The 25,903-nt window shown below is 49.9% G+C and carries 24 protein-coding genes and 1 other annotated feature; of the genes, 4 read left to right on the top strand and 20 right to left on the bottom strand.

All coding sequences use genetic code 11. The features are described 5' to 3' along the window. The 16 genes from QTL79_RS15165 to lepA all read right to left on the bottom strand — a co-directional run bounded on the left by QTL79_RS15165 (position 1) and on the right by lepA (position 16,078). On the bottom strand, positions 1 to 411 hold the full coding sequence (locus QTL79_RS15165) for a cytidine deaminase (RefSeq protein ID WP_346355807.1): 411 nt from the start codon (positions 409 to 411) through the stop codon (positions 1 to 3). A gap of 1 nt (position 412) precedes the next feature. After that, positions 413 to 877: an rRNA maturation RNase YbeY gene (gene ybeY, locus QTL79_RS15170; protein ID WP_346355808.1), complete on the bottom strand. Its 465-nt coding sequence runs from the start codon at positions 875 to 877 to the stop codon at positions 413 to 415. Positions 878 to 887: 10 nt separating this feature from the next. After that, on the bottom strand, positions 888 to 1,853 hold the full coding sequence (locus tag QTL79_RS15175; RefSeq protein ID WP_346355809.1) for a PhoH family protein: 966 nt from the start codon (positions 1,851 to 1,853) through the stop codon (positions 888 to 890). 423 nt (positions 1,854 to 2,276) lie between these two features. After that, positions 2,277 to 2,729, bottom strand: a complete 453-nt coding sequence (locus tag QTL79_RS15180; RefSeq protein WP_346355810.1) for a GatB/YqeY domain-containing protein — start codon at positions 2,727 to 2,729, stop codon at positions 2,277 to 2,279. A gap of 36 nt (positions 2,730 to 2,765) precedes the next feature. Beyond that, positions 2,766 to 2,942: a 30S ribosomal protein S21 gene (gene rpsU / locus QTL79_RS15185; protein WP_346355811.1), complete on the bottom strand. Its 177-nt coding sequence runs from the start codon at positions 2,940 to 2,942 to the stop codon at positions 2,766 to 2,768. A 96-nt stretch (positions 2,943 to 3,038) separates the two neighbouring features. After that, positions 3,039 to 3,386 carry a histidine triad nucleotide-binding protein gene (locus QTL79_RS15190; RefSeq protein ID WP_346355812.1) on the bottom strand — a complete coding sequence of 116 codons (348 nt, stop codon included), beginning with the start codon at positions 3,384 to 3,386 and terminating at the stop codon, positions 3,039 to 3,041. Positions 3,387 to 3,530: 144 nt separating this feature from the next. After that, entirely contained in the window at positions 3,531 to 4,826 is a 1,296-nt protein-coding gene (gene mtaB / locus QTL79_RS15195; RefSeq protein ID WP_346355813.1) for a tRNA (N(6)-L-threonylcarbamoyladenosine(37)-C(2))-methylthiotransferase MtaB, read from the bottom strand. A 2-nt stretch (positions 4,827 to 4,828) separates the two neighbouring features. Next, a complete protein-coding gene (locus tag QTL79_RS15200) occupies positions 4,829 to 5,563 on the bottom strand; it encodes a 16S rRNA (uracil(1498)-N(3))-methyltransferase (protein ID WP_346355814.1) in 735 nt (244 codons plus the stop codon). A 4-nt stretch (positions 5,564 to 5,567) separates the two neighbouring features. After that, positions 5,568 to 6,503, bottom strand: a complete 936-nt coding sequence (gene prmA, locus QTL79_RS15205) for a 50S ribosomal protein L11 methyltransferase (RefSeq protein WP_346355815.1) — start codon at positions 6,501 to 6,503, stop codon at positions 5,568 to 5,570. Between the two features lie 13 nt (positions 6,504 to 6,516). Beyond that, positions 6,517 to 7,650, bottom strand: coding sequence for a molecular chaperone DnaJ (dnaJ, locus tag QTL79_RS15210; RefSeq protein ID WP_346355816.1), 1,134 nt, complete (start codon positions 7,648 to 7,650; stop codon positions 6,517 to 6,519). A 147-nt stretch (positions 7,651 to 7,797) separates the two neighbouring features. Continuing rightward, positions 7,798 to 9,651 carry a molecular chaperone DnaK gene (gene dnaK / locus QTL79_RS15215; protein WP_346355817.1) on the bottom strand — a complete coding sequence of 618 codons (1,854 nt, stop codon included), beginning with the start codon at positions 9,649 to 9,651 and terminating at the stop codon, positions 7,798 to 7,800. A gap of 69 nt (positions 9,652 to 9,720) precedes the next feature. Then, positions 9,721 to 10,287, bottom strand: a complete 567-nt coding sequence (gene grpE / locus QTL79_RS15220; RefSeq protein ID WP_346355818.1) for a nucleotide exchange factor GrpE — start codon at positions 10,285 to 10,287, stop codon at positions 9,721 to 9,723. A gap of 43 nt (positions 10,288 to 10,330) precedes the next feature. Then, positions 10,331 to 11,914 (bottom strand): TCP-1/cpn60 chaperonin family protein, encoded by a 1,584-nt coding sequence (locus QTL79_RS15225; protein WP_346355819.1) that lies wholly within the window; start codon positions 11,912 to 11,914, stop codon positions 10,331 to 10,333. 16 nt (positions 11,915 to 11,930) lie between these two features. Then, positions 11,931 to 12,968, bottom strand: a complete 1,038-nt coding sequence (hrcA, locus tag QTL79_RS15230) for a heat-inducible transcriptional repressor HrcA (protein ID WP_346355820.1) — start codon at positions 12,966 to 12,968, stop codon at positions 11,931 to 11,933. Between the two features lie 94 nt (positions 12,969 to 13,062). Beyond that, entirely contained in the window at positions 13,063 to 14,205 is a 1,143-nt protein-coding gene (gene hemW / locus QTL79_RS15235; protein WP_346355821.1) for a radical SAM family heme chaperone HemW, read from the bottom strand. Positions 14,206 to 14,281: 76 nt separating this feature from the next. Further along, positions 14,282 to 16,078 carry a translation elongation factor 4 gene (gene lepA / locus QTL79_RS15240; RefSeq protein WP_346355822.1) on the bottom strand — a complete coding sequence of 599 codons (1,797 nt, stop codon included), beginning with the start codon at positions 16,076 to 16,078 and terminating at the stop codon, positions 14,282 to 14,284. Positions 16,079 to 16,244: 166 nt separating this feature from the next. Here lepA and rpsT point away from each other — a divergent pair, with 166 nt between their 5' ends. Further along, the gene (gene rpsT, locus QTL79_RS15245) at positions 16,245 to 16,511 is read left to right on the top strand and encodes a 30S ribosomal protein S20 (protein ID WP_346355823.1); all 267 of its coding nucleotides are present in this window, start codon (positions 16,245 to 16,247) and stop codon (positions 16,509 to 16,511) included. A 252-nt stretch (positions 16,512 to 16,763) separates the two neighbouring features. On the opposite strand, the gene holA is transcribed toward rpsT, so the two are convergent. From holA to leuS, 4 genes are all read right to left on the bottom strand, one after another. Further along, on the bottom strand, positions 16,764 to 17,777 hold the full coding sequence (gene holA, locus QTL79_RS15250) for a DNA polymerase III subunit delta (protein WP_346355824.1): 1,014 nt from the start codon (positions 17,775 to 17,777) through the stop codon (positions 16,764 to 16,766). A 61-nt stretch (positions 17,778 to 17,838) separates the two neighbouring features. Continuing rightward, a complete protein-coding gene (locus QTL79_RS15255) occupies positions 17,839 to 20,160 on the bottom strand; it encodes a DNA internalization-related competence protein ComEC/Rec2 (protein WP_346355825.1) in 2,322 nt (773 codons plus the stop codon). Next, positions 20,157 to 20,720 (bottom strand): helix-hairpin-helix domain-containing protein, encoded by a 564-nt coding sequence (locus QTL79_RS15260; protein WP_346355826.1) that lies wholly within the window; start codon positions 20,718 to 20,720, stop codon positions 20,157 to 20,159. The genes QTL79_RS15255 and QTL79_RS15260 overlap by 4 nt, the downstream gene beginning before the upstream one ends. Positions 20,721 to 20,849: 129 nt before the next feature. Then, positions 20,850 to 23,330, bottom strand: a complete 2,481-nt coding sequence (leuS, locus tag QTL79_RS15265) for a leucine--tRNA ligase (RefSeq protein ID WP_346355827.1) — start codon at positions 23,328 to 23,330, stop codon at positions 20,850 to 20,852. A 69-nt stretch (positions 23,331 to 23,399) separates the two neighbouring features. Further along, positions 23,400 to 23,610 (bottom strand) — a binding site (T-box leader). 138 nt (positions 23,611 to 23,748) lie between these two features. Here leuS and lgt point away from each other — a divergent pair. The 3 genes from lgt to QTL79_RS15280 all read left to right on the top strand — a co-directional run bounded on the left by lgt (position 23,749) and on the right by QTL79_RS15280 (position 25,864). Then, positions 23,749 to 24,558 (top strand): prolipoprotein diacylglyceryl transferase, encoded by an 810-nt coding sequence (gene lgt / locus QTL79_RS15270; protein WP_346355828.1) that lies wholly within the window; start codon positions 23,749 to 23,751, stop codon positions 24,556 to 24,558. A 140-nt stretch (positions 24,559 to 24,698) separates the two neighbouring features. Further along, on the top strand, positions 24,699 to 25,022 hold the full coding sequence (locus QTL79_RS15275) for a transposase (RefSeq protein ID WP_346355829.1): 324 nt from the start codon (positions 24,699 to 24,701) through the stop codon (positions 25,020 to 25,022). Between the two features lie 32 nt (positions 25,023 to 25,054). Beyond that, positions 25,055 to 25,864 (top strand): IS3 family transposase, encoded by an 810-nt coding sequence (locus tag QTL79_RS15280; RefSeq protein ID WP_346355832.1) that lies wholly within the window; start codon positions 25,055 to 25,057, stop codon positions 25,862 to 25,864. Positions 25,865 to 25,903: the final 39 nt, after the last annotated feature.

Raw genomic sequence — 25,903 nt, forward strand, 5'->3', positions numbered from 1 at the left:
TTACTTCACTCCTTCTAAATCTGCCGGCGAAAAGAAAAACGGCAGCAATTCGTTAAGCGAAACTTGTCGGCTGTCACCTTTCAAGTTCGCCATAATAATCGTGGGGATGTTAAATTCAGCAATGACTTGACGACAAGCGCCGCAGGGAGCAATCGGTTCCACCGTATCGCCGACCACCGCCAATGCCGCAAACTCGGTTTCGCCTTCAGAGACCGCTTTGAAAATCGCCGTACGTTCTGCGCAATTGCATAAACCATACGATGCGTTTTCGACATTGCAGCCCTGATAAACCTTACCGCTTTTCCCCAGCAACGCCGCGCCAACCTGAAACTTCGAATAGGGAACATACGCCTTGCGTCGTGCTTCGATCGCACATTCAACCAACTGTTGCAACTTTTCCACCTCTGCCATATTAATCTCGCCCAATACCAAGAAGCATTAGGACATGTTCTTCCTCTTGACGCATCTCGGCTTTTTCCGCCTCACATTCATGGTCATAACCAAGCAAGTGGAGCATCCCATGCACCGTTAAATAAGCCATTTCCCGTTCCAAGCTGTGTCCATATTCCTCTGCCTGCCGCATGGCAGTCTCCAGCGAAAGAATAATGTCGCCCAACAAAAGTGCGGCCGGATTCCCCTCTAGCTGTTCCTCGCCATCATTAAGCGCAAAAGACAGAACATCCGTCGCTCTATCTTTGCCGCGATACTGGCGGTTCATTTCATGAATAGCAGCATCATCGACCAATGTGATGCCCACTTCCGCTTCATCAGCCAGTCCATATACCAACGCGACCTGGGCTACGACCTGATGCAGCATATCCTTCATCGCGCTTTCAAGCATTACCGCCTGCTGTTTATTGTGAATGATAACTTCCATTGCAGCCTCCTTATTTTTCCCGCGCCGCTTCATCTGCAGCGTATGCTTTGATGATCCGGCTGACAAGTTCATGGCGAACGACGTCGGTTTCCGCTAAATGCGTGACCTGAATCCCCGCTACGCCAGCCAATAATCTACTCGCATGCTGTAAGCCCGACATTCCCGCTTGCGGCAGATCAACTTGCGTCACATCGCCCGTTATCACCATCTTTGAACCAAAGCCAAGACGCGTTAAAAACATTTTCATTTGCGGGATTGTTGTGTTTTGCGCTTCATCCAAGATAATGAAAGAATCTTCCAAAGTCCTCCCTCGCATATACGCGAGCGGCGCTACTTCAATCACATCTTTCGTCATATACTTGGCAAACGTATCGCTTCCTAGGATATCCTGAAGCGCATCATATAACGGACGCAAATAGGGATCGACTTTGTCCTGCAAGTCACCCGGCAAAAAGCCCAACTTCTCGCCCGCTTCTACGGCCGGACGCGTTAAAATAATTCGCTCCACTTCTTTGTTGCGCAGCGCCTCTACCGCCATTGCGACGGCCAGATACGTTTTGCCCGTTCCGGCAGGACCAATGCCCAAAGTGATTGCGTTTTGCCGAATTGCCGCAAGGTACTCCCTCTGCCCCAGCGTTTTCGGTTTGATCTGCCGTCCGCGCCCGGTAACCAACACGACATCGGAAAACAATTGATGCAATTGTTTTCCCTGTCCCGCTTTGAGCATGCGTAAGCCGTACGTCACATCATGCGTCGTAATCGGATTTCCTGCACGATATAAGAAAAGCAGTTCCTGGAATAACTCTCGCACGGCTTCCACAGCTTCCGCCTCTCCGGCGATGCTTAACTCGGTACCGCGAATCGCAATCCGAACCGGATAACATGCATCAATAAGCGTTAAATATTCATCATGGCGTCCCAAAATCGCCAATGCTTCTAAGTTAGATTCTACTTCGATTAATTGCTCCTCTTGCAAACCCCAGCCCCCTTATGCACAGCGATAATCTTATATCATTTCGACGCCAGCAATCGGATTCCTTTTCTGACGCGGCAAACGCTAAAGGCAATCATTTTATCGTTTTTTGTCTTGACTTGTCGAATTTTGCATGTTATCTTGAATGCAGAGGTTTAAGTGAAGCGTTTCTTTGTGTCAGACAAACTCTCTTTCCCAACACTCTTCCCATTACCCCTACACATTATATTCTTTCCCTTAAAACTCCCAGTCTTCACTTTCACCTATACCCCACGAAAACAGATAGGCTTCCCCAGCCTGTCTGTTTTCTATTTTACAGAACTTTGCCCGTTTCGCTAAACGCAAGAATGAATAACACTCGCTGAAAACTTCAAACTGGACACGGCATAAAAAAATCCGGTACTACAAGAGTACCGGATTTTCATCTTACTGGTTCAGTTGTTCTTTCACCAGAGTATTAACCAGTTTTCCGTCAGCACAGCCTTTCACTTTCGGCATCAACGCAGCCATTACCTTGCCCATGTCCTTAGGACCTACGGCTTGGGTAGCGGCGACCGCTTCCTGCACCAAGCTTCTAACTTCGGCTTCCGTCAACTGTTTCGGCAAGTATGCCATTAATACATCGAGTTCCCGTTCAAGGCTGTCCACCAGATCCGGCCGATTAGCCTTTTTGAATTCCTCAAGCGAATCTCGGCGCATCTTGACTTCTCTCGCCAAAACGTCCAATACGCCCGATTCATCCAACTCTGTCTTACGGTCAATCTCAAGATTTTTGATACTGGCGCGCACCATGCGAATAACCGACAGCCGGAGTTTTCCGGCTTCTTTTTCCTTCATGGCTTGCTTCATATCTTCCGCCAGCCGCTCTTTCAGCAACATAGAAACCCCTCCACTGCCGGCAATGTTTGCCTGATGTTAGTTGAATCTGCGTTTGCGTGCAGCCTCGGATTTCTTTTTGCGCTTGACGCTAGGTTTTTCGTAGTGCTCGCGTTTTCTTATTTCAGCCAGGGTTCCCGCCTTCTGGCATGTGCGCTTGAATCTGCGGAGTGCACTGTCAATAGTTTCATTTTTGCCAACCCGTACTTCCGACATCTAATATCCCTCCCTCCACTCACCGTTATAGGGAAGTGTATCCTCGTTGAACATACACCCAATGATTATACATTATGTACGTCTCATTGTCAATGCCTAGCCTGGAGGCCAAGTCATCTTTCGTCCGCCCATCAAATGCCAATGAAGATGACCAACAGTCTGTCCGCCGTCCTCACCGGTATTTGTCACCAGACGAAACCCGGCTTCCGTTAACCCCAATAAATTCGCCACCTGCGGAACCGCCGCCATCACTGCATTCACAGCCGGTTGATCCTCTGCCGCCATTTTGCGCAAGCTTGGAATGTGCCGCTTGGGAATCAGCAGTACATGTTCCGGCGCCACGGGATTGAGGTCACGAAAAACAAGCATCTGCTCATCTTCATAGACAATCTGAGCCGGAATTTGTTTCGCAGCGATTTTGCAAAATATGCACTCCTGGGACACGTTACAGCACCTCCCTTCTTACCGGCAGCCAAATCCCATCCGGCTGCCAGACATAGAATCACCGTTACGAGGCTTCACGCTCAGCAATGGTTGTACAAAAGATTATTCGGCTTATTTTTTCGATATCCTGCCGCACAAAAAAATTTAAGCCAAATTCCCCCATAAGCCATCCTTGTACGTTTTTTCAAGCTGCACCAGACAGCGTCTTTTCAAGACATCCGCTTCTGCCGGAAAATAAACGCGCAGATAGTTGCTGGTCAGCCCTTCGGCGATTCCATCCTTCTGCGATTCCACCAGCACTTCCAGCTGCTGGCCGATGAATGCATTTTGATATTCTTTCGCCATCCGCTCGGCAAGCTGCTGCACGCTTTGCACCCGTGCACGCTTAACCTCTTCCTCAATCTGTCCGCCAAGAGTGGCCGCTGGCGTACCGTTCCGACGCGAATAGGGAAAAACATGCATCTTAGCAAAGCCCATCGAAGAGACAAAAGACAACGCCTGTTCAAAACTGGCTTCGCTTTCGCCCGGAAAACCGACGATCAAATCCGTGGAGATCGCAATCCCTGGTACCTGGCTGCGTATACAGTCGATCAACCTTCGATATTCCGCGGTCGTATAATGGCGATTCATCGCTTTTAAAATCCCGTCTTCCCCCGCCTGCAGAGGTAGATGCAAGTGCGCACAAAGCCGGCTGTCGTTACACATTAGCTCAATCAATTTCGGAGAAACTTCTACCGACTCCAAAGAACTGAGTCGCAAACGCTGCAGACCTGGTTCCTCTAGCGCAGCTTCCAACGCGTCCGTCAGTGAAAGGTCGTCCGCTAAATCGCGGCCATAGGCCCCCAGATGGATACCCGTAAACACCACTTCCTGAAAACCGGCTTCCACCAACTTGGCGACTTCACGCCGTACGCTGTCAAGCGGTCTCGATCGGAGTGGTCCTCTTGCATAGGGAATGATGCAATAAGAGCAAAAGTTCGTGCAACCTTCCTGGATCTTTAAAAAAGCGCGCGTCCGTCCAGGCGCCGAAAAGAGTGGAATGTCTTCAAACAAATCCGACTGCATGATGTCGCCGACTGCGGTAATTTTGCCATGTTCACGCGCCGCTTCTTCAACCAGTTCGACAATTCGTTGCCGTTCCTGCGTTCCAATGACAACACTGACCCCTTCGATTGCCGCAACCTGATCCGGCGACATCTGTGAATAGCAGCCTACCGCCGCAACAACAGCCGTCGGATTTCGTCGAATAGCGCGGCGAATCAATTGGCGTGATTTTTTTTCTCCCAAATGTGTGACCGAGCAGGTGTTTATCACATAGACATCCGCATCCGCATCAAAATCGACAAGTTCATAACCGCGCTGGCGAAAAAGTCCCGCCATGCTATCGGTCTCAAATTGATTCACTTTGCAACCTAATGTTGTAAATGCAACGCGTGGCACATTCAGCCCCCCAGATCTCCATGTTCATACATAAGCACTGCTAAAGCAGCCGACGCGGCCGTTTCCGTCCGCAAAATACGCGGTCCCATCGTCGCGGACGAGACGCCGTATTCCCGGCATAAATCCGCCTCTCGCGGCGTAAAACCGCCCTCCGGACCGATCAGCAACAAATACTCCTTAGCGGCGCAGCTGCGCAACATGTCTTTCAATCCTTGTTTGTTCTCCGCTTCGTACAGCATAATTGCCGCCGTATCCGGCGGCAATTCCGTCAATAATTCCCGTAAAGCGATAATGTCCCTCACTTCAGGAATTGCGCTGCGTCGACACTGTTTTGCAGCCTCAACGGCAATATTTTGCCAACGCGCGACCCTGTCCTGTTGCTTTTTTCCTTCATAGCGCACGACGCAGCGGTCGAGCGCCAGAGGAACGATTTCGCTCACTCCAAGTTCGACCGCTTTCTGTACGATATAATCCATTTTATCGCCTTTAGCCAGTCCCTGAGCCAGAATCACCCTTACCGGCGGTTCTTTTTCTTCAACCAACCACTGCTTAAAATCAAGTTCAATCTGCTGCGACGTAAGCGCAGTAATAATCATGCGTGCGGCGCGACCGTCATTACCGACCACATCGACTTCAGACTCCGGCTGGAGTCTGAGCACTTTCGCAATATGACGCGCATCAGAACCATTGATACTCACTCGCGGTTCGACTGGTTGCGCAATAAAAAACCGTCTCACGTCATCAAGCCTCCACAGTCATGACCATGGCAACCCAGCCGCCTTCTTCGACGACTTTATCCACCGTCATGCCTTGTGCCAAGACCGCCGCCGTGACATCAGCCAAGCGCTCTTCGATGATACCGCTGGCAACGAAACGACCGCCGGTTTTTAAACGTTTAGGGATCTCCGGCAACAAACGGATAATAATGTCAGCTACAATATTTGCAATCACGACATCCGCCTGTCCTTCAATTCCCGTCAGCAGATCGCCTTGTGACACGGTAACAACATCGCCCACCTTGTTGATATCGACATTCTCCTGCGCCACTCTTGCCGCAACGCCGTCAAAGTCGACCGCCCTGATATGTGAAGCACCGAGCTTTGCAGCAGCTACCGCCAAAATTCCTGAACCCGTTCCAACATCAAAGACCGTTTCGCCTTTGTGAATCACTTCTTCGAGCAAACGGCAACACATCGCCGTGGTGTGATGCGTCCCCGTACCAAAAGCCATGCCCGGGTCCAATTCAATGATGATCTCTCCCTCTTGTGCTTGGTATTCTTCCCAGGAGGGCTTAATAACAATGATTTCACCGACTTTTACCGGATGAAAGTAGTCTTTCCAGGATGACTCCCAGTCTTCCTCCAAGACTTCCTTCCATTTGATCTGACCGCGGCCGCGTTCGATACCATGGTGAACGAGGCCCATAAAGGAGTCTTCAAAACGACGCAACTTATCTTCCAGTTCTTCATCGACCGGCAAATAGGCCAATACCGTTACGACTTCCGTTTCCAGTTCCTCGGGAATATCACAATAATCCCAGGTGCCGGATTGCCGGTACGAATTGATCAAATCCGGATCTTCGATAACCACACCGCTGGCTCCCAAATCATGAAACAAGTCCGCTACCGCTTCCGTGGCTTCATGAGTCGTTTGCACGCTAATTTCTGCCCATTTCATTTTCATCGCCCCTTTATACCCCGAACGCATCCTTCACTTTTTTGAAAAAGTTTTTCTGCTCCGGGTTGACGTTTTCACCGCTGATCTGAGCAAACTCTTTCAGCAACTCTTTTTGTCGCTCCGTAAGCTTTTGCGGCGTCAGTACCTTAACTCTGACATGTTGGTCACCGCGCCCATTGCCGCGCAGGAAAGGAATCCCCTTGCCCTTCAAACGAAAGACGGTTCCCGACTGCGTCGCTTCCGGCACTTTTAGGCTAACATTTCCATCAAGGGTCGGCACCTGGATTTCATCACCAAGCGTCGCCTGCACAAAACTGATCGGCACTTCACAAATGACTTCATTGCCCTCACGCGAAAACAACGCATGCTTCTTGACATATAAATATACATATAAATCGCCGGGCGGACCGCCGCGCATCCCCGCCTCCCCTTCACGCGAGATGCGTAAACGAGAGCCATTGTCAACACCAGCAGGAACTTTAACCTTGATTTTGCGTTTTACCTTGACCTTGCCGCGGCCGCTGCAATCCTTACACGGCGTATGTACAATGCGTCCTTCGCCATGGCACCGGTCGCAAACCCGCGCATTGACCATTCGGCCAAACGGAGTATTCTGCACGACCTGCACCTGTCCTGTTCCTTTACATTGCGGACAAGTTTCCGGCTGCGTCCCAGCCGCAGCGCCTGTGCCACTACAAGTCTTGCAATCCTCCGTCCGAGGAATTTGCACTTCTGTTTCAACGCCAAAGGCAGCCTGCTCAAAAGTGATTTCCATATCGAAGCGCAAATCAGAGCCCTGTTCTGGTCCTGGTTGACGTCGACCGCCAAAACCACCGCCGCCGCCAAAAAACATGTCGAAAATATCGTTAAATCCACCGCCAAAATCGCCGCTGAATCCGCCCTGACCGCCGCTGGAGCCGTCAAAGGCAGCATGGCCAAACTGGTCGTATTGCGCGCGCCGATCCGCATTGGATAGCACTTCATACGCTTCATTGATTTCTTTAAATTTTTCTTCTGCTTCTTTTGGGTTTTCGCGGTTCATATCCGGATGATATTTACGCGCCTGCTTGCGGAACGCCTTTTTTATTTCATCTTCCGAGGCGGACTTACTCACACCAAGCAATTCATAATAATCACGTTTACTCACGTCTGCACCATCCTACAGAAATAGTCTTCATGCCTAAGCTTGTCTAATAATAAGATAATATCATATTTTTAGCAAGTCGCCAGACATAAATCATAAAATAAGGTTTGGCAGGGAGTATCGTCCCTGCCAAACGCTGCGCACTATCGCTTATTTCTTGTCCTCGTCCACTACTTTGTACTCGGCATCAACCACTTTTTCATCTTTCTTGGTGCCCGATTCCTGGCCGTGCGCATGCGCTTCCGCACCATGCTCAGCCTGTCCTTCGGCACCTTGCTGGTTGTATACCGCGCTGGTCATTTCGTACAAAGGCTGCGTCAGCGCTTCGGTGTCCGCCTTAATTTTTTCATTGTCCGTGCCTTTTAAGCTTTCTTTCAAGGTTTCAATTCCTGCTTTCACCTTTTCAAGCAAAGCAGCATCTGCTTTATCGCCCATGTCTTTCACGGTTTTTTCGGCCTGGTAGACCAGCGAATCTGCATTATTTCGTACTTCTACCTCTTCTTTGCGCTTCTTGTCTTCCGCCGCATGTGCTTCGGCATCCTTGACCATGCGCTCAATGTCGTCCTTGTTCATGCCGCCGGAAGACGTGATCGTAATTTTCTGTTCCTTACCGGTGCCCAGATCCTTAGCCGAAACGTGAACGATGCCGTTGGCGTCAATGTCAAAGCTGACTTCGATCTTAGGAATACCGCGCGGTGCAGGAGGAATGTCGTTCAACTGGAACCGTCCCAACGTCTTATTGTACGATGCCATTTCACGTTCGCCTTGCAGCACGTGAATGTCCACCGAAGTTTGATTGTCCGCAGCCGTCGAAAAAACCTGGCTCTTAGAGGTCGGAATCGTCGTGTTGCGTTCAATGATCTTCGTGCACACGCCGCCCAGGGTTTCAATGCCCAGCGACAGAGGCGTTACGTCAAGCAACAAAACATCCTTGACTTCACCGACTAATACGCCGGCTTGAATCGCCGCACCAACCGCCACGCATTCGTCCGGATTCACGCCGCGATGCGGCTCTTTGCCCATCGCTTTTTTGATTGCTTCCTGTACTGCCGGAATTCGGGTCGAACCGCCAACCAGGATTACTTTATCAATATCTTTCGGGCTCAGTCCCGCATCACTCATCGCTTGGCGAGTCGGCCCCATCGTACCTTCGACCAAATCGGCCGTCAGTTCGTCGAATTTAGCCCGGCTCAACGTGACGTCCAAATGCTTTGGTCCCGTTTGGTCTGCCGTTACGAACGGCAGGTTGATGTTGGTCGTCAAAACTCCCGATAACTCGATCTTCGCTTTTTCAGCCGCTTCGCGCAGACGCTGCATCGCCATACGATCGCCGGACAGATCGATACCGTTTTCTTTTTTAAATTCGGCTACCAGCCAATTCATAATGCGTTCGTCGAAATCATCACCGCCCAGTCGATTGTTGCCGCTGGTCGCTTTTACTTCGAATACGCCGTCGCCAAGTTCCAAAATGGAAACGTCGAACGTGCCGCCGCCCAAGTCAAATACCAAAATCGTGTGATCTTCGCCCTTATCCATGCCATAGGCGAGCGAAGCCGCGGTCGGTTCATTGATGATGCGCAAGACTTCAAGTCCGGCAATGACGCCGGCATCTTTCGTAGCTTGACGCTGACTGTCATTGAAATAAGCCGGAACCGTAATGACCGCTTGCGTTACCGACTCGCCCAGATATGCTTCGGCGTCGGTCTTCAGTTTTTGCAGAATCATCGCCGAAATTTCCGGCGCGCTATACCCCTTGCCTTCAATTGTTACTTTATAGTCGGTTCCCATATGACGTTTGATTGAGCTGACAGTACCATCGGTGTTGGAAACCGCTTGTCGTTTAGCCAGCTGGCCAACTAGGCGTTCGCCGGTTTTCGAAAAACCGACAACGGACGGAGTGATGCGGCTGCCTTCCGCATTAGCAATAACAATCGGTTCGCCGCCTTCCATCACCGCTACGCAGGAGTTTGTCGTTCCCAAATCTATACCAATTACTTTACCCATGTTCATTCCTCCTCAAAATTAAGCCTATTTATTGTGAACAGTTTTTGCAGACTGTCAACCGCCTTATTCTTATCCTACCACTTTTACCATGCTCGGACGGATCACTTTGCCGGCTACGGCATAACCTTTCTGAAACTCTTCCAGAATGATCCCCGCTTCCTGACTGTCATCGGCAACTTGCATAACAGCTTCATGTTTTTGCGGATCAAACGCGGTTCCCACGGCTTCTACTGGCGTCAGCCCTGCCTTCTCAAGCGTCTGCGCCAATTGACGGTAGATCATCTCGATTCCCGTCAACAGGTTGGCCGCATCTTGATTGCCTGCCGCCGCCATCGCTCTTTCAAAATTATCAACGACCGGCAAGAGATCCAAGATCAGATTTTGCGTCACAAAAGCTGACATTTCCTCTTTTTCTTGTCTTGTCCGGCGACGGAAATTTTCAAAATCCGCTTGCAGGCGTTTATAGTGATTCACCTGCTCATCAAGCAAACGCTGTTTTTCAGCGACCTCCAACGTCAGTTCTTCAACGCCCGGAACGGTTTTTGTTTCAACCGTCGCCTGTTCTTCATCCACTAAATCGACTGTTTCTTCCATCGCTTTCGCTTCTTCCATTTTCTTTTTCGTCAACTGTTTCACCTCGTTTTATGGGTCCTTCACCCTTATCTACTCACTGTCTCAATCAAAAATCCGGTATGACGGCCTCAGTATTCGGGGCCGTATTCGCTCCGGAATTCTCATCTCGCTTCTTGATGATCGTATCGATGCGCAAGATCGCGATCGCCACCTCACCGGCCGCCTTAATCGCATGCAATTTAACCAGCGCCGGATCAACGACGCCGTTTTCCAGCATATCGACGACCAGCCCGCTGTCGCAATCGATGCCTAGAGAATCCGTCTGCTGTTCAAGCTGCGCTAGCACAACTTCTTCGACTTTTTCCAGCGGATTATAGCCTGCATTTTCAACAATCTGTTCCAGCGGACAGCGCAACGCACTGGCCACACAATCGACACCGTAAGTAGACATGCCTTTCAGTCCGTCACGACTAGCCGCCACTTCACGGCTGATGGCAATTTCAAGCGAACCGCCACCAGGCACATAACCGCCTTTTATCGCCGCCTGAACGCTTGATGCCGCATCTTTAGCGATCCGTTCCCGTTCTCCGACGACCTCTGCCGTCGATGCGCCGACCAGAATCGTCGCCATCGGTTTTCCCGAACCGCCCAGCAAACGGATATGATTGAGCTTTTCATCTTCAAAGATCGCATCGGCCATACCGAGATATCTTGCAATATCGCAGGCGTCTTTCTTCAAGCCAGTTCGCTTGATCATCCTTGCGCCAACATGCTCCGCCGCGCGGCGTAAATCCTTGTTTGCTACACGCTGCACGACAAGAATGCCGGCATCCGCCAACAATTCGTCCGCCGAATCATGCACACCGCGATCCACTAAAACCACTTTGACACCCAGTTCGATAATCTTTTGCAGATTGGTTTTGAACTCATCCTGCAGATCCACATAGCGTTTAAATCCGGCTTCGGTGCTGAGCGCTTCGCCGCCGATTTCTTCCGGCTCGAGCGCATCGTCAATGACCAGCACCTTCGCCTGCGTCACCCGCTTCGGCATTTCCTGGTTCATCCGCTCGCGGTCGACAATGACACCCATAAAGACCTCATTCGCAGCGCCTTCCTGCGCAATAATCGTATCCGAGAGTTTAAAATGATCTTCCGCCAGCTTATCGCGACCGATCAATTCCGCCGCTTTAACGACAAGCTCCGCAATGTCCTGATATTCGCGCCCGGCAATCATCGCAATATTATGCAAAACCGGCTCCGTCAAATCGTGTACCTGACGCGCGCGTTCCTTCACTTGCTCGAGCGCCTTGGCCACGCCGTAGCGAACCCCTTCAATCACTTTTGCAACCGGCACGCCGCGCAAGACCTGATTGACACCTTCGGAAACCAGACCGCCGGCCATGATCGTCGCCGTGGTCGTTCCGTCACCGACTTCCGCCTGTTGCGCCTTGGCGATATTAATCAACATCCTGGCTGCCGGATGGTTCACATCCATCTTGTCGAGGATCGTAACGCCGTCGTTGGTAATGACGACTTCGCCAAACCGATCCACCAGCATCGTATCCAAGCCTTTAGGGCCGATCGTTCCTTCCACAGCCGCCGTAATCGCGCGGACCGCATTCGCATTCGTCAATAGAGCCGCCATACGTTCATCTACGTCGGCGCCCCCCCCTGCCTGTTTCAGGTTCACGGACATCCCTCCTTGCTTATGCTTTATAATCCTTTAGCATTTCTTCCAAATGCGTATGCACATAATCCATGATCGACATAATTTTCCCATAATCCATCCGTGTCGGGCCAAGAACCGCCACCGAGCCGACTACCTGTCCGCCAATACGGTATGTAGCCTGCACCATACTGCAATCCTGGATGCCGCGGTAACTATTTTCTTCACCAATGGTAACCACTACGCCGCTGTCCGTCTCTTGCTGACGCTGCTGCAACAAATCGCAGAGAAGAGGTTCTTCTTCCAGCATGTCAAGCAACATCCGCACCTTCTCGAGGTTACGAAACTCGGGCTGATTCAAAAGTTGCGTCGTCCCACCCAGATAGACGCGGTCTTGCTTTTCGCCACGCAGCGCTTGCCGGATAACCTTCATCGCGTCATCGACGACCTTGGCCTCCGCCAGCAGATCCTCCTTAATTTCACGTAGGATCGATGATTCAATTTGGTCGAGAGAAAGACCCGATAGCCTTTGGTTCATCATATTGGCCAGGCGTTGCAAGTCTTCGACCCGCATACCTTGTGGTAAATCGATCACTTTGTTTTCAACCATGCCGGTATCGGTAACAATCAGTAAGATGGCCCTAGTCTCATCAAACGGCATAAACTGTAAATACTTAAAATTACATTGCCCAAACTGCGGCGCCAGAACTAAGGATATGTTTCGCGTCATGCGCGACAATAAACGCGCGGTTTCCTGAAACACCTCATCCAGTCGTCTTGCTTTCGCCTGATACCAATTCTTGACCAGCGTGACTTCTTTATCTGATATTTGCGTGGGCGCCAGCAGTGAATCGACATAGAAGCGATAGCCCTTACCGGAGGGAATCCGGCCCGAAGAGGTGTGTAACTGCTCGAGATAACCCAATAGTTCCAAGTCAGCCATTTCGTTGCGGATCGTAGCCGGGCTGACGCCCAAGTCATACTTTCGCGCAATGGTCCGTGAGCCGATAGGTTCTGCCGTAGAAATATAATCATCTACAATCGCATGCAAAATGATCTTTTTCCGTTTATCCAGCATCGTACAACACCTCCTGTTGTTAGCACTCTTCGTTATAGAGTGCTAACACCTACTAACAAAATACCACTCCCGCCCGCCGCTGTCAAGCCGAAACCTATTCCGGCAAAAATTCTTCAAACACCTGATTGCCGAATTGCATTCCGCGTTCAGTAAGACAGATTCGCCCGCCTGCGTGACGCACCAAGTCCTTTTCGATCAGCTCTGCGGTCACTTGTCCGTAAATATCGTCGAAGACAACGCTGAAGCGGCGCGTAAATTCGGCGGTTTCCAATCCGTCTGCCGTGCGCAGCGCCAAGAAGACAAACTCTGCCATCGCCGTCCAAACATCACTTTCTTCGTATTCGACGCGCGGCGATCCGCCGCGTGAGACGATTTCGATATACTCGTGCACATCCTGCGTATTCGCCAAGCGCCGCCCCTCCAAAAACGAGTGTGCGGCCACACCCAATCCCAGATAAGACTGGTATCTCCAGTAACGAAGATTATGCCTGCTCTCGTAGCCGCGCTTCGCATAATTAGAGATTTCATAACGGCGAAATCCTTTGTTTGGCAGAAACTCATTCACGAATTGATACATCTGCGCTTCCACGTCTTCATCCGGCAATTCTAATTTCCCCTGTTTTTCCAGATAGAAAAACGGCGTGTTTTCTTCCACTTTCAAGCCGTAGACCGAAACATGCGTCACATCGAGTTCCACTGCCTGCGCCAAACTTTCTTTCAATGATTCAAACGTCTGGCGAGGCAGTCCGTACATTAAATCGAGACTTACATTGCTAAAGCCCGCCGCTTTTGCCGCATCCAATGCGGCAATCGCCTCTTTGCTGCGATGGATGCGTCCACAGGCCTCGAGAACATCGTCATCAAAGCTTTGCACGCCGAAACTCAGTCTATTCACGCCATAACTGTGCAACAACGTCAATTTTTCCGCATCCGCCGTACCAGGGTTAACTTCCATCGTGACTTCCGCCTCAGGCAACAATGAAAAGGACTTCTTAACCTGCAACAGCAGACGCTCCAAACATTCGATCGGCAAAGCAGTCGGCGTACCGCCGCCAAAATAAACCGTACTCACTTGAACGCCATCTTTTGCCAGCGCCGCGCCTTCTTTGGCGATTTCCTGAAGCAATGCATCGGTATAAGACCAAAAGAGATCCGTCATATTGTCATAGGAAGTAAAATCGCAATACAGGCACTTTTGCACACAGAACGGCACATGGATATATAGGCCGATTTCCATAAACCCGCCTCCTTACTCTACACTCTTTGCTTTGACAAAACAAAGGCAGAAAGCGACCGCGCTCTCTGCCTTTGCCTCAGTCAACCCGTAAAATCGCCATGAACGCTTCCTGAGGCACTTCAACGCTCCCCACTTGCTTCATCCGCTTCTTGCCCTCTTTTTGCTTCTCGAGTAGCTTACGCTTGCGGCTGATATCGCCGCCGTAACATTTGGCAAGTACGTCCTTGCGCATCGCGCGCACCGTTTCTCTTGCAATGACCTTGTTGCCGATCGCAGCCTGGATCGGCACTTCAAACATTTGCCGCGGAATAATTTCTTTTAGTTTTTCCGCCAACAGTCGTCCACGGTACTGCGCTTTATCCTGATGCACGATAATCGACAACGCATCCACCGGTTCGCTATTAAGCAGGATATCCATCTTCACCAACTTTGAAGTCCGATAACCAATCACTTCATAATCAAGCGATGCATAGCCGCGTGAAGATGATTTCAAGCGGTCAAAATAATCATAAATAATCTCGCTGAGCGGAATGTGGTACGTTAACGTTACGCGGTTCACATCGAGATATTTCATGTCCTGGAATTCACCGCGTTTTTCTTGCGACAATTCCATGACGACGCCGACGTAATCCTTAGGAACGATGATCGATGCATTAACATACGGCTCTTCAATATGATCGACGACTTGCGGCGCCGGCAAATGCGACGGATTGTCAAGCGTCAGCTCTTCACCGTTCGTCTTGAAGACGCGATAAATTACGTTCGGCGCGGTGGTAATGAGATTCATGCCGTATTCGCGCTCGAGGCGTTCTTGGATGACTTCCATGTGCAACAAGCCGAGAAAACCGCAGCGAAAACCAAAACCAAGCGCAACCGATGTTTCCGGTTCAAAGACCAGTGATGCATCATTAAGCTTCAGTTTTTCCAGCGCATCGCGCAGCAGATCATATTCACTGTTTTCCACCGGGTAGAGACCACAGTAGACCATTGGAGTTATCTTCCGATAGCCAGGCAGCGGCTCAAGCGCCGGATTTTCAAGTTCCGTGATCGTATCGCCGACCCGTACGTCTTTGACGTTCTTGATGCTGGCTACAACAAATCCGACATGCCCTGGTCCGAGTTCCGGCACGGTCGTCATGTAGGGTTTGAACACGCCGACTTCGGTAACTTCGACCTTTTTGTCGGTCGCCATCATATGAATCTTCATCCCGGGGCGAATCACACCGTCCATGACGCGCACATAGGCAATGACGCCTTTATACGCATCAAAATGCGAATCAAAGATCAGCGCGCGCAAAGGCGCCGTCTCGCTGCCGACTGGCGGTGGGACTTTCCTGACGATCGCTTCTAAGACTTCTTCGATACCGATACCTGCTTTTGCACTGGTCAGCACCGCATCCGACGTATCGAGACCGATCACGTCTTCCACTTCCTGCTTCACCCGTTCCGGTTCCGCGCTCGGCAGATCGATCTTATTAATGACAGGAATAATCTCCAGGTCGTTTTCCAAAGCCAAATATACGTTGGCCAACGTCTGCGCCTCAATGCCCTGCGCCGCATCGACGACCAGCAATGCTCCTTCGCAGGCGGCCAGGCTACGCGATACTTCATAGGTAAAATCGACATGCCCCGGAGTATCGATCAGATTTAATAGATAGGTATTGCCGTCTTTCGCCTTATAATCAAGACGAACGGCCTGCGCTTTAATCGTAATGCCGCGCTCGCGTTCAAGATCCATCTGATCAAGAACCTGATTCTCCATTTCCCGCGCCGTCAATGCGCCGGTATATTCGAGCAAACGGTCGGCAAGCGTTGATTTGCCATGATCTATATGTGCAATGATTGAAAAGTTTCTAATATATTCGGTAGTCATATAAACTCCCTTCCTTGGCTTAGCGTTGCTCTTGATTATATCACCAGGCGACGCCGGGCCGCAATAGTTACAAAGCCACGCAACAAAATTATCACTATCCTCTTGCAATTTTTGTCTGGTCATGCTAAAATTCTCTAGGTAAAAGGTCTTTAAGGAGGTGAACGAGTTGCCGAATATTAAATCATCAGAACGCAGTGTAAAAACCGATGCTGAGCGTCGCGCCAGAAATTTCGCAGTTAGATCGACGATCCGTACGTATTCCCGTAAGGTAGTTGAGGCAGTGGATGCTGGCAGTGCGGATGAGGCCAAAGTCCTCCTGACTAAAGCCAGCAGTGTTATTGACAAAGCCGTCGCTAAAGGCGTTATCCATAAAAACACCGCCGCTCGCAAAAAAGCCCGCTTAGCACACCATGTAAATACGGTTGCAAAGTAAGCTGCATAAGCTTGTATGATGAAATCCTGTCCGATTCTGGACAGGATTTTTGCATTTCACGTCGTAAAAATCCGGAGACAGTCTCATCGTTGGGAGACCGTCTCTTTTTTTCAATATAAACGTAAGCATCACAAGTACTAGAGGGATTTTCAAGACAAAGGCAGGAAAATAAAGCGAAATTTAACCTCTTCCTTTCTTTGCCTATCATCCCCACTTCGTATTAAAACCGCGCGGTTATCCCCAACGGTTTTCTTATTCTCTACGGCAGAGGCGGATGATGATGCCTTCGAGCACTGCGGCATCCGCGCGGCCGGATTTAAGCGCCCAATCCGCATCGCTTAATTCTTGAAACGCAGCCCGTAAAGCCTTAGCGGAAAACCCTTTCGACTGCGCTGCCATTTTTTCTGCAATAAATGGTGCCACACCAAGTTTCGGCCCTAGTTCTCGTGCGCCAATCCCTCTCTTCAAATATTCCTTGGCTTGCCAAAGTTGCCTTACCTGGCGCGCCAGCAAACCAAGAAAACGCAACGGGTGTTCGCCTGCACGAAACTGTTCCTGCAGCAGTTCGAGCGCTTTAGCCGCTTTGCGCTGATTCATCGCATCCATGATTGCAAAGACCGATGTTTCCGGCAGCGTTCCGAGAACGGCGGTTGCCGCCTCAAGGTCCGCTTGTTTCTTAGGATATACATATAAGAAGACCTTATCCAATTCATTTTCAAGCAACTCTTGCGACAGTTGAGGCATCTGTCCGAATATCGAGAGAAACCATTCTTGCGCATCGCTTGTCATCGTGCAAGCGCGCTCGCGCAGCGCCTGCTGCAGCCAAGCGCGCAAGTCTTTCGCCTTAAGCGGTGCGAATTCGATGATCCGGCCGTTTTTTTCCACTGCCTTGTACCAGCGCCTACGCTTATCGACGCCATCTGCGCTGGCAATCAGCAAACAGGCATACTCTGGAATATTCGCCAATAATGCAAGAAGAGCTTCCTCGTCCCCCTTTTCTTTACTTTGCCAGCCTTTGCCGCTGCGTAGAACAATTACCTGACGCTGACCGAAGAACGGCGCCGTCTCTACGCTGCGCACCAATTCCCCAACCGATACCTCCTGCTCAAAGACCAAGAGATTCATCTGCCGGTCTTCCTGAGGCAACAAAGCTTCCACTAATGTCTGCTCCGCTTTTCGCACCCAATATAAATCGTCGCCATGCAACAGATATAATCGCTCCAATGGCTCCTGCATCAATTGTTTCAACGTATCCTTCGCGCTCATTCCAGCCTCCCTGTGCGATTCTCCTTTCCTTATTGTACCCGATTCGATGCATAAAGCAAATCTATCCGCCGTTCTGCCGTTTCCACTCCCAAGGATTGTCCGATAAATCTCGCCACGTTTGCACGGATAATCGGTCACCGTCGGTACTAAATATGATTGCGCCCCTCTCATCGGTACGGTAAACCCTGACCCCATCTCTTTGCAAACGTCGCAGCGTTTCTGGATGAGGGTGACCATACGAATTTCCTGCGCCAACCGATATCGCCGCACAAGTCGGCTGCACCAGCGCCAAGAATTCCTCGCTCGTCGCTTTTGCCGCACCGTGATGACCAACTTTAAGCACCGTACTATGCAAACGCTCGCCCTGCGCTTTCACCAAGGCAGCTTCGCTTCGCCCTTCTAAATCTCCCGTTAAAAGAAAGCTCCGTTTGCCATATTGTATCCGCACCACGGCCGATCCTTCATTTTCATTTCTATTTCCGGTTTCAAACTCTCCCGCCGCCAGCACCTCGATATCAACGCCATCCATTTGCAATCGTTGGCCTTTCCGCAAAGAAATCGGCGGGCGATCACTCAAACGAATCGCCTGCATCACCGGCGGCGTCGCAGGTCCAGCGGGCACGAGAAGCTGATCCACCTTTATCCCCTCAACTACGGCTGGCGCTCCGCCCGCGTGATCGTCATGTTCATGACTCAAAAGCAAGTACTCAAGTTTATAAACACCCTGGTGCGTAAGATAGGGAACCACGACCCTTTTGCCAACGTCTCCCGTGCCACCCTGTCCGGCATCAATCAGCACTGCTCTTCCCGACGGCGTTTTTAGCAAGATGGCCTCCCCTTGTCCGACGTCAATGATGTGCAGTTCCAAGACGCCCGCTGACGGCGCATACAATATCGCAAGCAGTAAAACAGCCAACAGCATTCCCGCTTGCTTTTTCCATGAACGCCATGCCAAAGGCCACCAAGGCAGACTCAGCAACAAGAAGTAAACACTCCCTGAAACAAGGCCAAATGGCGGCAACGGAAGTGTGGCGCCGGGCATCTGCGCCAATATTTTTGCAGCAGAAAAAGCAAGAGAAAAAACAAAACTAGCCAAGACAAAGGCCATTTTCCCCGCCAACAAAAAATTTCCGCCAAGCAAAGCTCCCGCAAGGCCTAGCATCATAACAATTTCTAACATAGGCGCAACGATGAGATTCGCCGGCAGACTCGCCAATGATAAACTTTTAAAATACCAGGCTAAAAATGGCAGCGAGCCAAGCTGCGCTCCAATCGTCACTGCTAATAATCCAGCCACGTTTTCAGGCAAGCAGACGCTGCCTATTTTTTGCAAAGGTTTGTTAAAAGCAAGCAAGCCCATCGTTGCAGCAAAACTTAATTGAAAACTGATATCCCAAAGCAGCGCTGGTTCATAAAGAAGCAGCCCTCCTGCCGCAAAACAAAGCGCCGCCCAAGCATCTCCATCGCGTCCGCTGCAAAGCGCCCCGAGCGCAATCCAGCCCATGAGCAGTGATCGCACTACCGGCGAAGAGAAACCGCATACAACGCCATATGCCAAAGAAACAATAAGCGCCGCTGCGGCAGCCGCTCCGTTCGGCATTATATTTCTCGCCAAACAAAAGACCACACCGATCAGCAATGCCACATGCGTACCCGAAACCGATAAAATATGAATCAGCCCGGTCGTCGAAAATACGCTTAACCAATCCGAAGGAATTCCGCTAGCACCGCCAAACAACAAGCCTTCCAACGCAGACGCTTCGCTTCCCGGCATCGAATCGGCCAATAGAGCTCGTATTTTTTGCCGCCAGATATTGGCACGGCTCGACCAGTCTTTTGTTGCATCGAGCATCGATACGCTTTGCCAATCTGCGACCGTACAGCGATAACGACTGTCGACACTCCAAGTTTGGCCGGGATTATGATACCGCGTCCCGCCTGCTAACTTGCCTACAAGCGCTATTTTCTGCCCCGTTCCCATTTCCAGTTGTCCCTCAAGCGGCAAATAACATGACACCGTCTCCTGCGTCAAAACATGGTCTACCGCTTCTACCGCCAGAATCATGCGCAGCCGTTCCTCACTGCGCATCCCGCCGTTCACTAAGGTGGGGCCGTCCTGCACGCGACCGGATAGAACAACCGTCTTTCCAAGCGCTGCAAACATCGGATCCGGCTTTTCTTCAACCTGTCCGGCCCGCAATACAGCAAGACAAAGCCAAAATAAAGCCAGACTCACCCCATACCGCTTCGCACTGCTATACCTCGGCCAAAAAAACAAGATAGCGGAGGCAACCAGCAATCCCATCCACCAATTTCGCATCGCTTCATGATACCAGATTCCAATGATGATGGAGATAACCCAAACAGCCAGCCAGCGCGTCATAATGAAATCTTGTCTTTTATTTTCTCAAATTTAGCTTCGCCAATCCCATTCACTTTTTTCAACTCTTCCACATTACGAAAGCCGCCATGATTATTGCGATATTCAATGATTCGATCCGCCATCGCCGCTCCGACGCCGGGTAATTGATCGAGTTCCTGCTTACCGGCTGAATTAATGTTTATTTTGCTGCCTTTCCCCTGTCCGTCAAGGATAGCACTCGTGCCAGCAGCCTCCGCTGCCACTTTACCCTGCGCAGGCACTAGAATCTGCATGCCGTCTTTCACCGCTTGCGCCAGATTGATTTTTGACGCATCCGCTTCCGGGCTCAACCCTCCCGCTGCATTGATCGCGTCAATCATTCTCAAGCCGCCGGAAAGTTTCACCACGCCAGGATGATTCACCGCACCACTGACATAAATAACATTCAGTTCGCTTTGCGGCAGAGTATTTTCACCCACCTGCGGTAGCGTCTTACGCGTCCCGTTGTATAGGCTGATGCCTAAAATCACACAGCCCACTAAAACCGCTGCTATCCAACGCAACTTCTCGCTCTTTTCCACTTCTTCACCTCCTAATATCTGCCTTCGCTCTTTTTCTTCCATTTCCTGTCTTTCTTACGATTAAAATGATGATTTTGTGCATTTCGTCAAAACAAAAAAACACCCGCGAATGCGAGTGTTTTTCAAGACTTATTTCACTACGATATTGACAAGTTTTTTCGGAACACAAATGACCTTGAGCACTTGCCGTCCCTCGAGCAAAGCCGTCACTTTATCTTGCGCTAGCGCTTTCTCTTCCATTTCTGCCGGCGTGAGTCCGGAGGCGATCACGAGTTTATCCTTGACCTTGCCGTTGATCTGCAACACAATCTCCACTTCTTCCAAAACCAACGCCGCTTCCTCATAGCTCGGCCACGTTTGTTTGTGCACACTGCCCGCAGCAATCGTCTCCTGCCATAATTCTTCAGCAATATGCGGCGCAAACGGCGCCATCAACCGGATCAGTGCACTGACCGTTTCACGCGCCAGCGCCGGACTTACGGCATCAACCACTTCCTTCGTCGCATACATCGCATTGACCAGTTCCATAATCGAGCTGATCGCCGTATTGAAATTGAAACGTTCGCCGACATCTTCGCCGACTTTCTTGATGCAAGCGTGCAGAATCCGGCGCAATTCTTTGGCTTCTTTTGACAAGCCATCGACTTCAACCGCCGCATCCTCCGGCGACATGAATGTCGCGTAATGTTCCACGATTCTCCACAAACGATTCAAGAAACGATAGGCTCCTTCGACCCCTTGATCGCTCCATTCCAAATCACGTTCCGGCGGCGCGGCAAACATAATGAACAGTCGCGCCGTATCCGCACCATATTTGCTGATGATTTCCTCCGGCGACACCACATTGCCTTTTGATTTCGACATCTTAGCGCCGTCTTTTGTGACCATCCCCTGCGTTAATAAGTTCTTGAACGGTTCATTGACATTAATCAATCCGGCATCCTTGAGCACCTTCGTAAAGAAGCGCGAATAGAGCAAGTGCAGTATCGCATGCTCAATGCCGCCGATATACTGATCCACCGGCAGCCAATAATTAGCCTTGTCAATATTGAAAGGTTCCGTCGTGTTATGCGGATCGGTATAACGCATATAGTACCAAGATGAACAAATAAATGTATCCATCGTATCCGTTTCACGCCGAGCCTGACCGCCGCATTTCGGACAAGTGCAATTGAGGAATTCTTCCGCTTGCGCCAGCGGAGATACAGAACCGCCATTGAAATTGATGTTGTCCGGCAATAAAACCGGCAGCTCTTCTTTTGGCACCGGAACCGTTCCGCAACTTGGGCAATACAAGATTGGAATCGGAGCTCCCCAGTAGCGTTGCCGCGATACCAACCAATCGCGTAAACGATAGTTGACGCGCAACTGACCGATCCCTAATTCTTCAAACTTGCGTGCAATTGCATTTTTGCCCGCCTCATTATCCAAACCGCTGAATTCGCCGGAATTCACCATAACCCCATCGCCATCATAAGCGCCGTTCATTTCCGCCAGGTTAAGCTCCTGTCCTTTCGGTTGAACGACAATCTTTTTTGCCAGCTGATACTTGTCAGCAAAAATCCAGTCGCGTTCATCATGCGCCGGAACGCCCATGACAGCTCCCGTCCCATATTCGTACAACACATAATTAGCAACCCAAATTGGCACCTGCTCACCGGTCAGCGGATGTTTTGCATACGCTCCGGTGAACATGCCTTCTTTTTCCACTTCGGTGGATGTACGGCTGATCTCGCTCATTTTACGAACCCGTGCAACAAATTCCTTGACCGCTTGCGCCTGCTCCTTGCCGTCAATTAAGCGTTCCACCATCGGATGCTCCGGCGCCAGAACGATATAACTGACGCCAAAAACCGTATCCTGGCGCGTCGTATACACCGGAATCCGTTCATCCAGTTCCGGTACGGCAAAAGAAAACTCAGCGCCTTCACTGCGACCGATCCAATTTTCCTGCATCGTCTTAACGCGCTCCGGCCATCCTTTGAGTTCGCTCAAATCTTCCAACAAACGATCGGCATAATCGGTAATCTTGAAAAACCATTGCTCCAGATCCTTCTTGATGACTACCGAATCACAGCGCCAACAGCAACCGTCAACAACCTGTTCGTTGGCCAGTACCGTATTGCATTGATCGCACCAATTGACCGCCGCTTTCTTTTTATAAGCCAGACCCATTTCATAAAACTGAAGAAACAGCCATTGCGTCCAACGATAATATTCTGGGTGACAGGTCGCAACTTCGCGATCCCAGTCATAGGAAAGTCCCAATTCCTGCTGTTGCCGACGCATATTGGCTATATTTTCATCCGTCCATTTAGCCGGATGAACGCCATGCTTAATTGCAGCATTTTCCGCCGGCATCCCAAATGCATCCCAGCCCATCGGATGTAAGACATTATAGCCCTGCATCGTCTTAAAGCGGGCAATAACATCGCCAATCGAATAATTTCGCACATGCCCCATATGTAAATTCCCGGACGGATACGGAAACATTTCCAATACATAATATTCCGGACGCTGCCGGTTTAAATCCGTTTTGTAAGCCTCTTCTTCAGACCACTTGCGTTGCCACTTCGCTTCAATTTCTTGCGGTGCGTATTTTTCCTTCATGAAATATCCCCCTCTTTTTCCTCTTCACCTGCCAGTCTTGCAAAAAACAAAAAACGCCCCTGGCTTAGCGCCAGGGACGAGTTAAACCCGCGATACCACCCTGTTTGACGACTCACGCCGTCCTCTTCATTCAACAAGTAACGCCGTCACGCGGCAACGATTACTTTCTTCACCGTCGCTCCTCCACAGCGAGTTCAACCGTTTAGGGGGTTGGCTCGCATCGCCCGCCAACTTTCTGCACCCGCTGCTACGATCTACTGTTCTGCATCTAAGGATTTCTTATATTATAGCGGCTCTCAGCAGACAAGTCAACGATAGCCTCTGGCAACCTGTGCATTCGAATGATAAAATGGTATAATCATTTTATGTTCTGTTTGTCTGAATTTAGCCACGCCAAATCATCCCTTGGAGGTTACTCATGCATCAATATCTATTCTTTATCGGCGATTTTCCCATCCGCGCCTATGGCCTCGTATTGAGCCTCAGCATCATTTTAGCGACTGCGACCGCTTATTTCCTTGCCAAACAAGACGGCCGCTGGCACAAACATATTCCTGACTTTGGACTATACTGCGGTTTGGCTGGCTTGATCGGCGCCCGTCTTTGGGACGTCTTCTTCTTCGATTGGAGCTATTACAGCCATCATCTGCTGGAAATTCCCTTTGTCTGGCAAGGAGGGATGGCCATCCAAGGCGGCGTCTTGCTCGGCGCTCTGACAGGCTATTGGTATACGAAACGCCACGGCATCGACACCTGGGCCTTCGCCGATATCGTAGCTGCGCCAGCCGTCATCATGGGGCAGGCGTTAGGACGCGCCGCCAACTTACTGAACGGCGACGCTTTCGGCAGTCCTACCGGCAGCACGTTCGGCATTTTATATCCTAAGACGACGCTGGCTTATCAAACCTACGGCAACCAGCCTTTATGGCCAGCCGAAATTTGGGAAGGCCAGATTGATTTGGTTATTTTCGTCCTGCTCCTTTTATTCCGAACGACCAACCATAAAAAAGGACAGGTCTTTATCCTCTATGCCGTCCTTTATTCGTGCGCCCGTTTCGGGCTCGAATTCTTGCGCGGCGATTACGGAACATTGCTCTTTGGACTGAAGTCGGCTCAACTAACCAGCCTCGCGGTCATCGCCGTCGGCCTGCTCCTTTTCTTCTGGGTAGGGCGTAAAGGCGAATCCATTCAGGATCATACCTCAAAAAAAGCACCCTCCATTAAATGACGCCGCTTATCTTATTTCTTCAACACTTTTTATAGCAAAAAAGATCCGCGCCATTATAGTGTGAACCCGTAAAATGGGAAAATGAAAAAGCACCTCTTATGTCGTATAGAAAAACTATACTACATGAGAGGTGTATTTTTGTGGCAAAAAAAGTGCATTATTCACCCGAGGTAAAGTGGGATGCAGTCAATATGAAACTCACTGGGCGGAGTACCGTTGAGGTTATGACAGTCTTAGGAATAAAAAGTAAAACACAGATTAAAAGATGGATGAGTTGGTATCGAAATGGTGAAACCCATCGCTTTCAGCAGCCTGTCGGAAAACAGTATACTTATAAAAAAGGGATAGAGGAATTATCAGAGATTGAGTGTCTAAGGCTTAGAATTAAGCAGCTTGAAATGCACAACGAAATACTGGGAAAGTTAAATGGGATCTTAGGAAAACAACAAAGAAGCAACTCGTAGAAATTCTCGAGGCGCTTAAGAGTAAATATCCAATTGGAGAGATGTTAACCTTTCTTGAGATCCCAAAAACTAATTATTACCGATGGCGTAAACAACCAGATGATAGGTTGGAGAATGAACTACTTAAACACATTAGAATAATCTGCAGTAAACACAAGAGGCGCTACGGATATAGGCGCGTTACAGAGGTGCTAAGAACCGAATATCAGCTAAACATCAACCATAAGCGCGTAAGTCGTATTATGGCTGAAAATAATCTTCAAGCACGAATCAGCCGCAAGAGATTCGTTCACTTCAAACCGGACGTGGCTGTTAAAAAAGCGGATTTAATCAAGCGGCAATTTAAAGCAGATGCACCAAATAGGAAGTGGTATACCGATGTTTCAACCATCACTATCGGCGAAACCAACCTGTATCTCTCTGCCATTATTGACGGTTTCAATAATGAAGTAATCAGCAGTGTGATTAGTACATCTCCTAATTTGGAACTCGCCTTTGATACGATAAATCAGGCTATCCAAGGTCGAAATATCGAAAAGGTGATTCTTCATTCTGATCAAGGTGGTTTATATACATCCCCGAGGTTTCAAGAGTTTGTAAAAGAAAAGAACATTATCCAAAGCATGTCCCAGGTGGGAGTATGCTTTGACAATGTTCTAATCGAATCATTCTTCTCACATTTGAAGACAGAGGCCTTCTACTCTCAGGATTTCACCGCTACCAACGAACAAATCATTGAGATCGTGGAAGAATACATCTATTATTATAACAATGATCGGCTACAATTAAAATTGAATAAGCTGCCCCCGATAAAATATCGAGAGCAGCTACATACGGCATAAGGCTCTTTTTAAAACTTCCCGCTTTTGGGGTTCACACTA

Origin of the sequence: Azotosporobacter soli, from assembly GCF_030542965.1 — a bacterium.
Taxonomy (GTDB): domain Bacteria; phylum Bacillota; class Negativicutes; order SG130; family SG130; genus Azotosporobacter; species Azotosporobacter soli.

What these genes read in the sequence shown, in the direction of transcription:
- ybeY (WP_346355808.1), bottom strand. Translation starts at nt 877, where the DNA reads ATGGAAGTTATCATTCACAATAAACAGCAGGCGGTAATGCTTGAAAGC.
- QTL79_RS15165 (WP_346355807.1), bottom strand. Translation starts at nt 411, where the DNA reads ATGGCAGAGGTGGAAAAGTTGCAACAGTTGGTTGAATGTGCGATCGAA.
- hemW (WP_346355821.1), bottom strand. Translation starts at nt 14,205, where the DNA reads ATGGAAATCGGCCTATATATCCATGTGCCGTTCTGTGTGCAAAAGTGC.
- leuS (WP_346355827.1), bottom strand. Translation starts at nt 23,330, where the DNA reads ATGAAGGAAAAATACGCACCGCAAGAAATTGAAGCGAAGTGGCAACGC.
- hrcA (WP_346355820.1), bottom strand. Translation starts at nt 12,968, where the DNA reads ATGCTGGATAAACGGAAAAAGATCATTTTGCATGCGATTGTAGATGAT.
- lepA (WP_346355822.1), bottom strand. Translation starts at nt 16,078, where the DNA reads ATGACTACCGAATATATTAGAAACTTTTCAATCATTGCACATATAGAT.
- prmA (WP_346355815.1), bottom strand. Translation starts at nt 6,503, where the DNA reads ATGAAATGGGCAGAAATTAGCGTGCAAACGACTCATGAAGCCACGGAA.
- rpsU (WP_346355811.1), bottom strand. Translation starts at nt 2,942, where the DNA reads ATGTCGGAAGTACGGGTTGGCAAAAATGAAACTATTGACAGTGCACTC.
- lgt (WP_346355828.1), top strand. Translation starts at nt 23,749, where the DNA reads ATGCATCAATATCTATTCTTTATCGGCGATTTTCCCATCCGCGCCTAT.
- dnaK (WP_346355817.1), bottom strand. Translation starts at nt 9,651, where the DNA reads ATGGGTAAAGTAATTGGTATAGATTTGGGAACGACAAACTCCTGCGTA.
- QTL79_RS15180 (WP_346355810.1), bottom strand. Translation starts at nt 2,729, where the DNA reads ATGTTGCTGAAAGAGCGGCTGGCGGAAGATATGAAGCAAGCCATGAAG.
- QTL79_RS15255 (WP_346355825.1), bottom strand. Translation starts at nt 20,160, where the DNA reads ATGACGCGCTGGCTGGCTGTTTGGGTTATCTCCATCATCATTGGAATC.
- holA (WP_346355824.1), bottom strand. Translation starts at nt 17,777, where the DNA reads ATGAGCGCGAAGGATACGTTGAAACAATTGATGCAGGAGCCATTGGAG.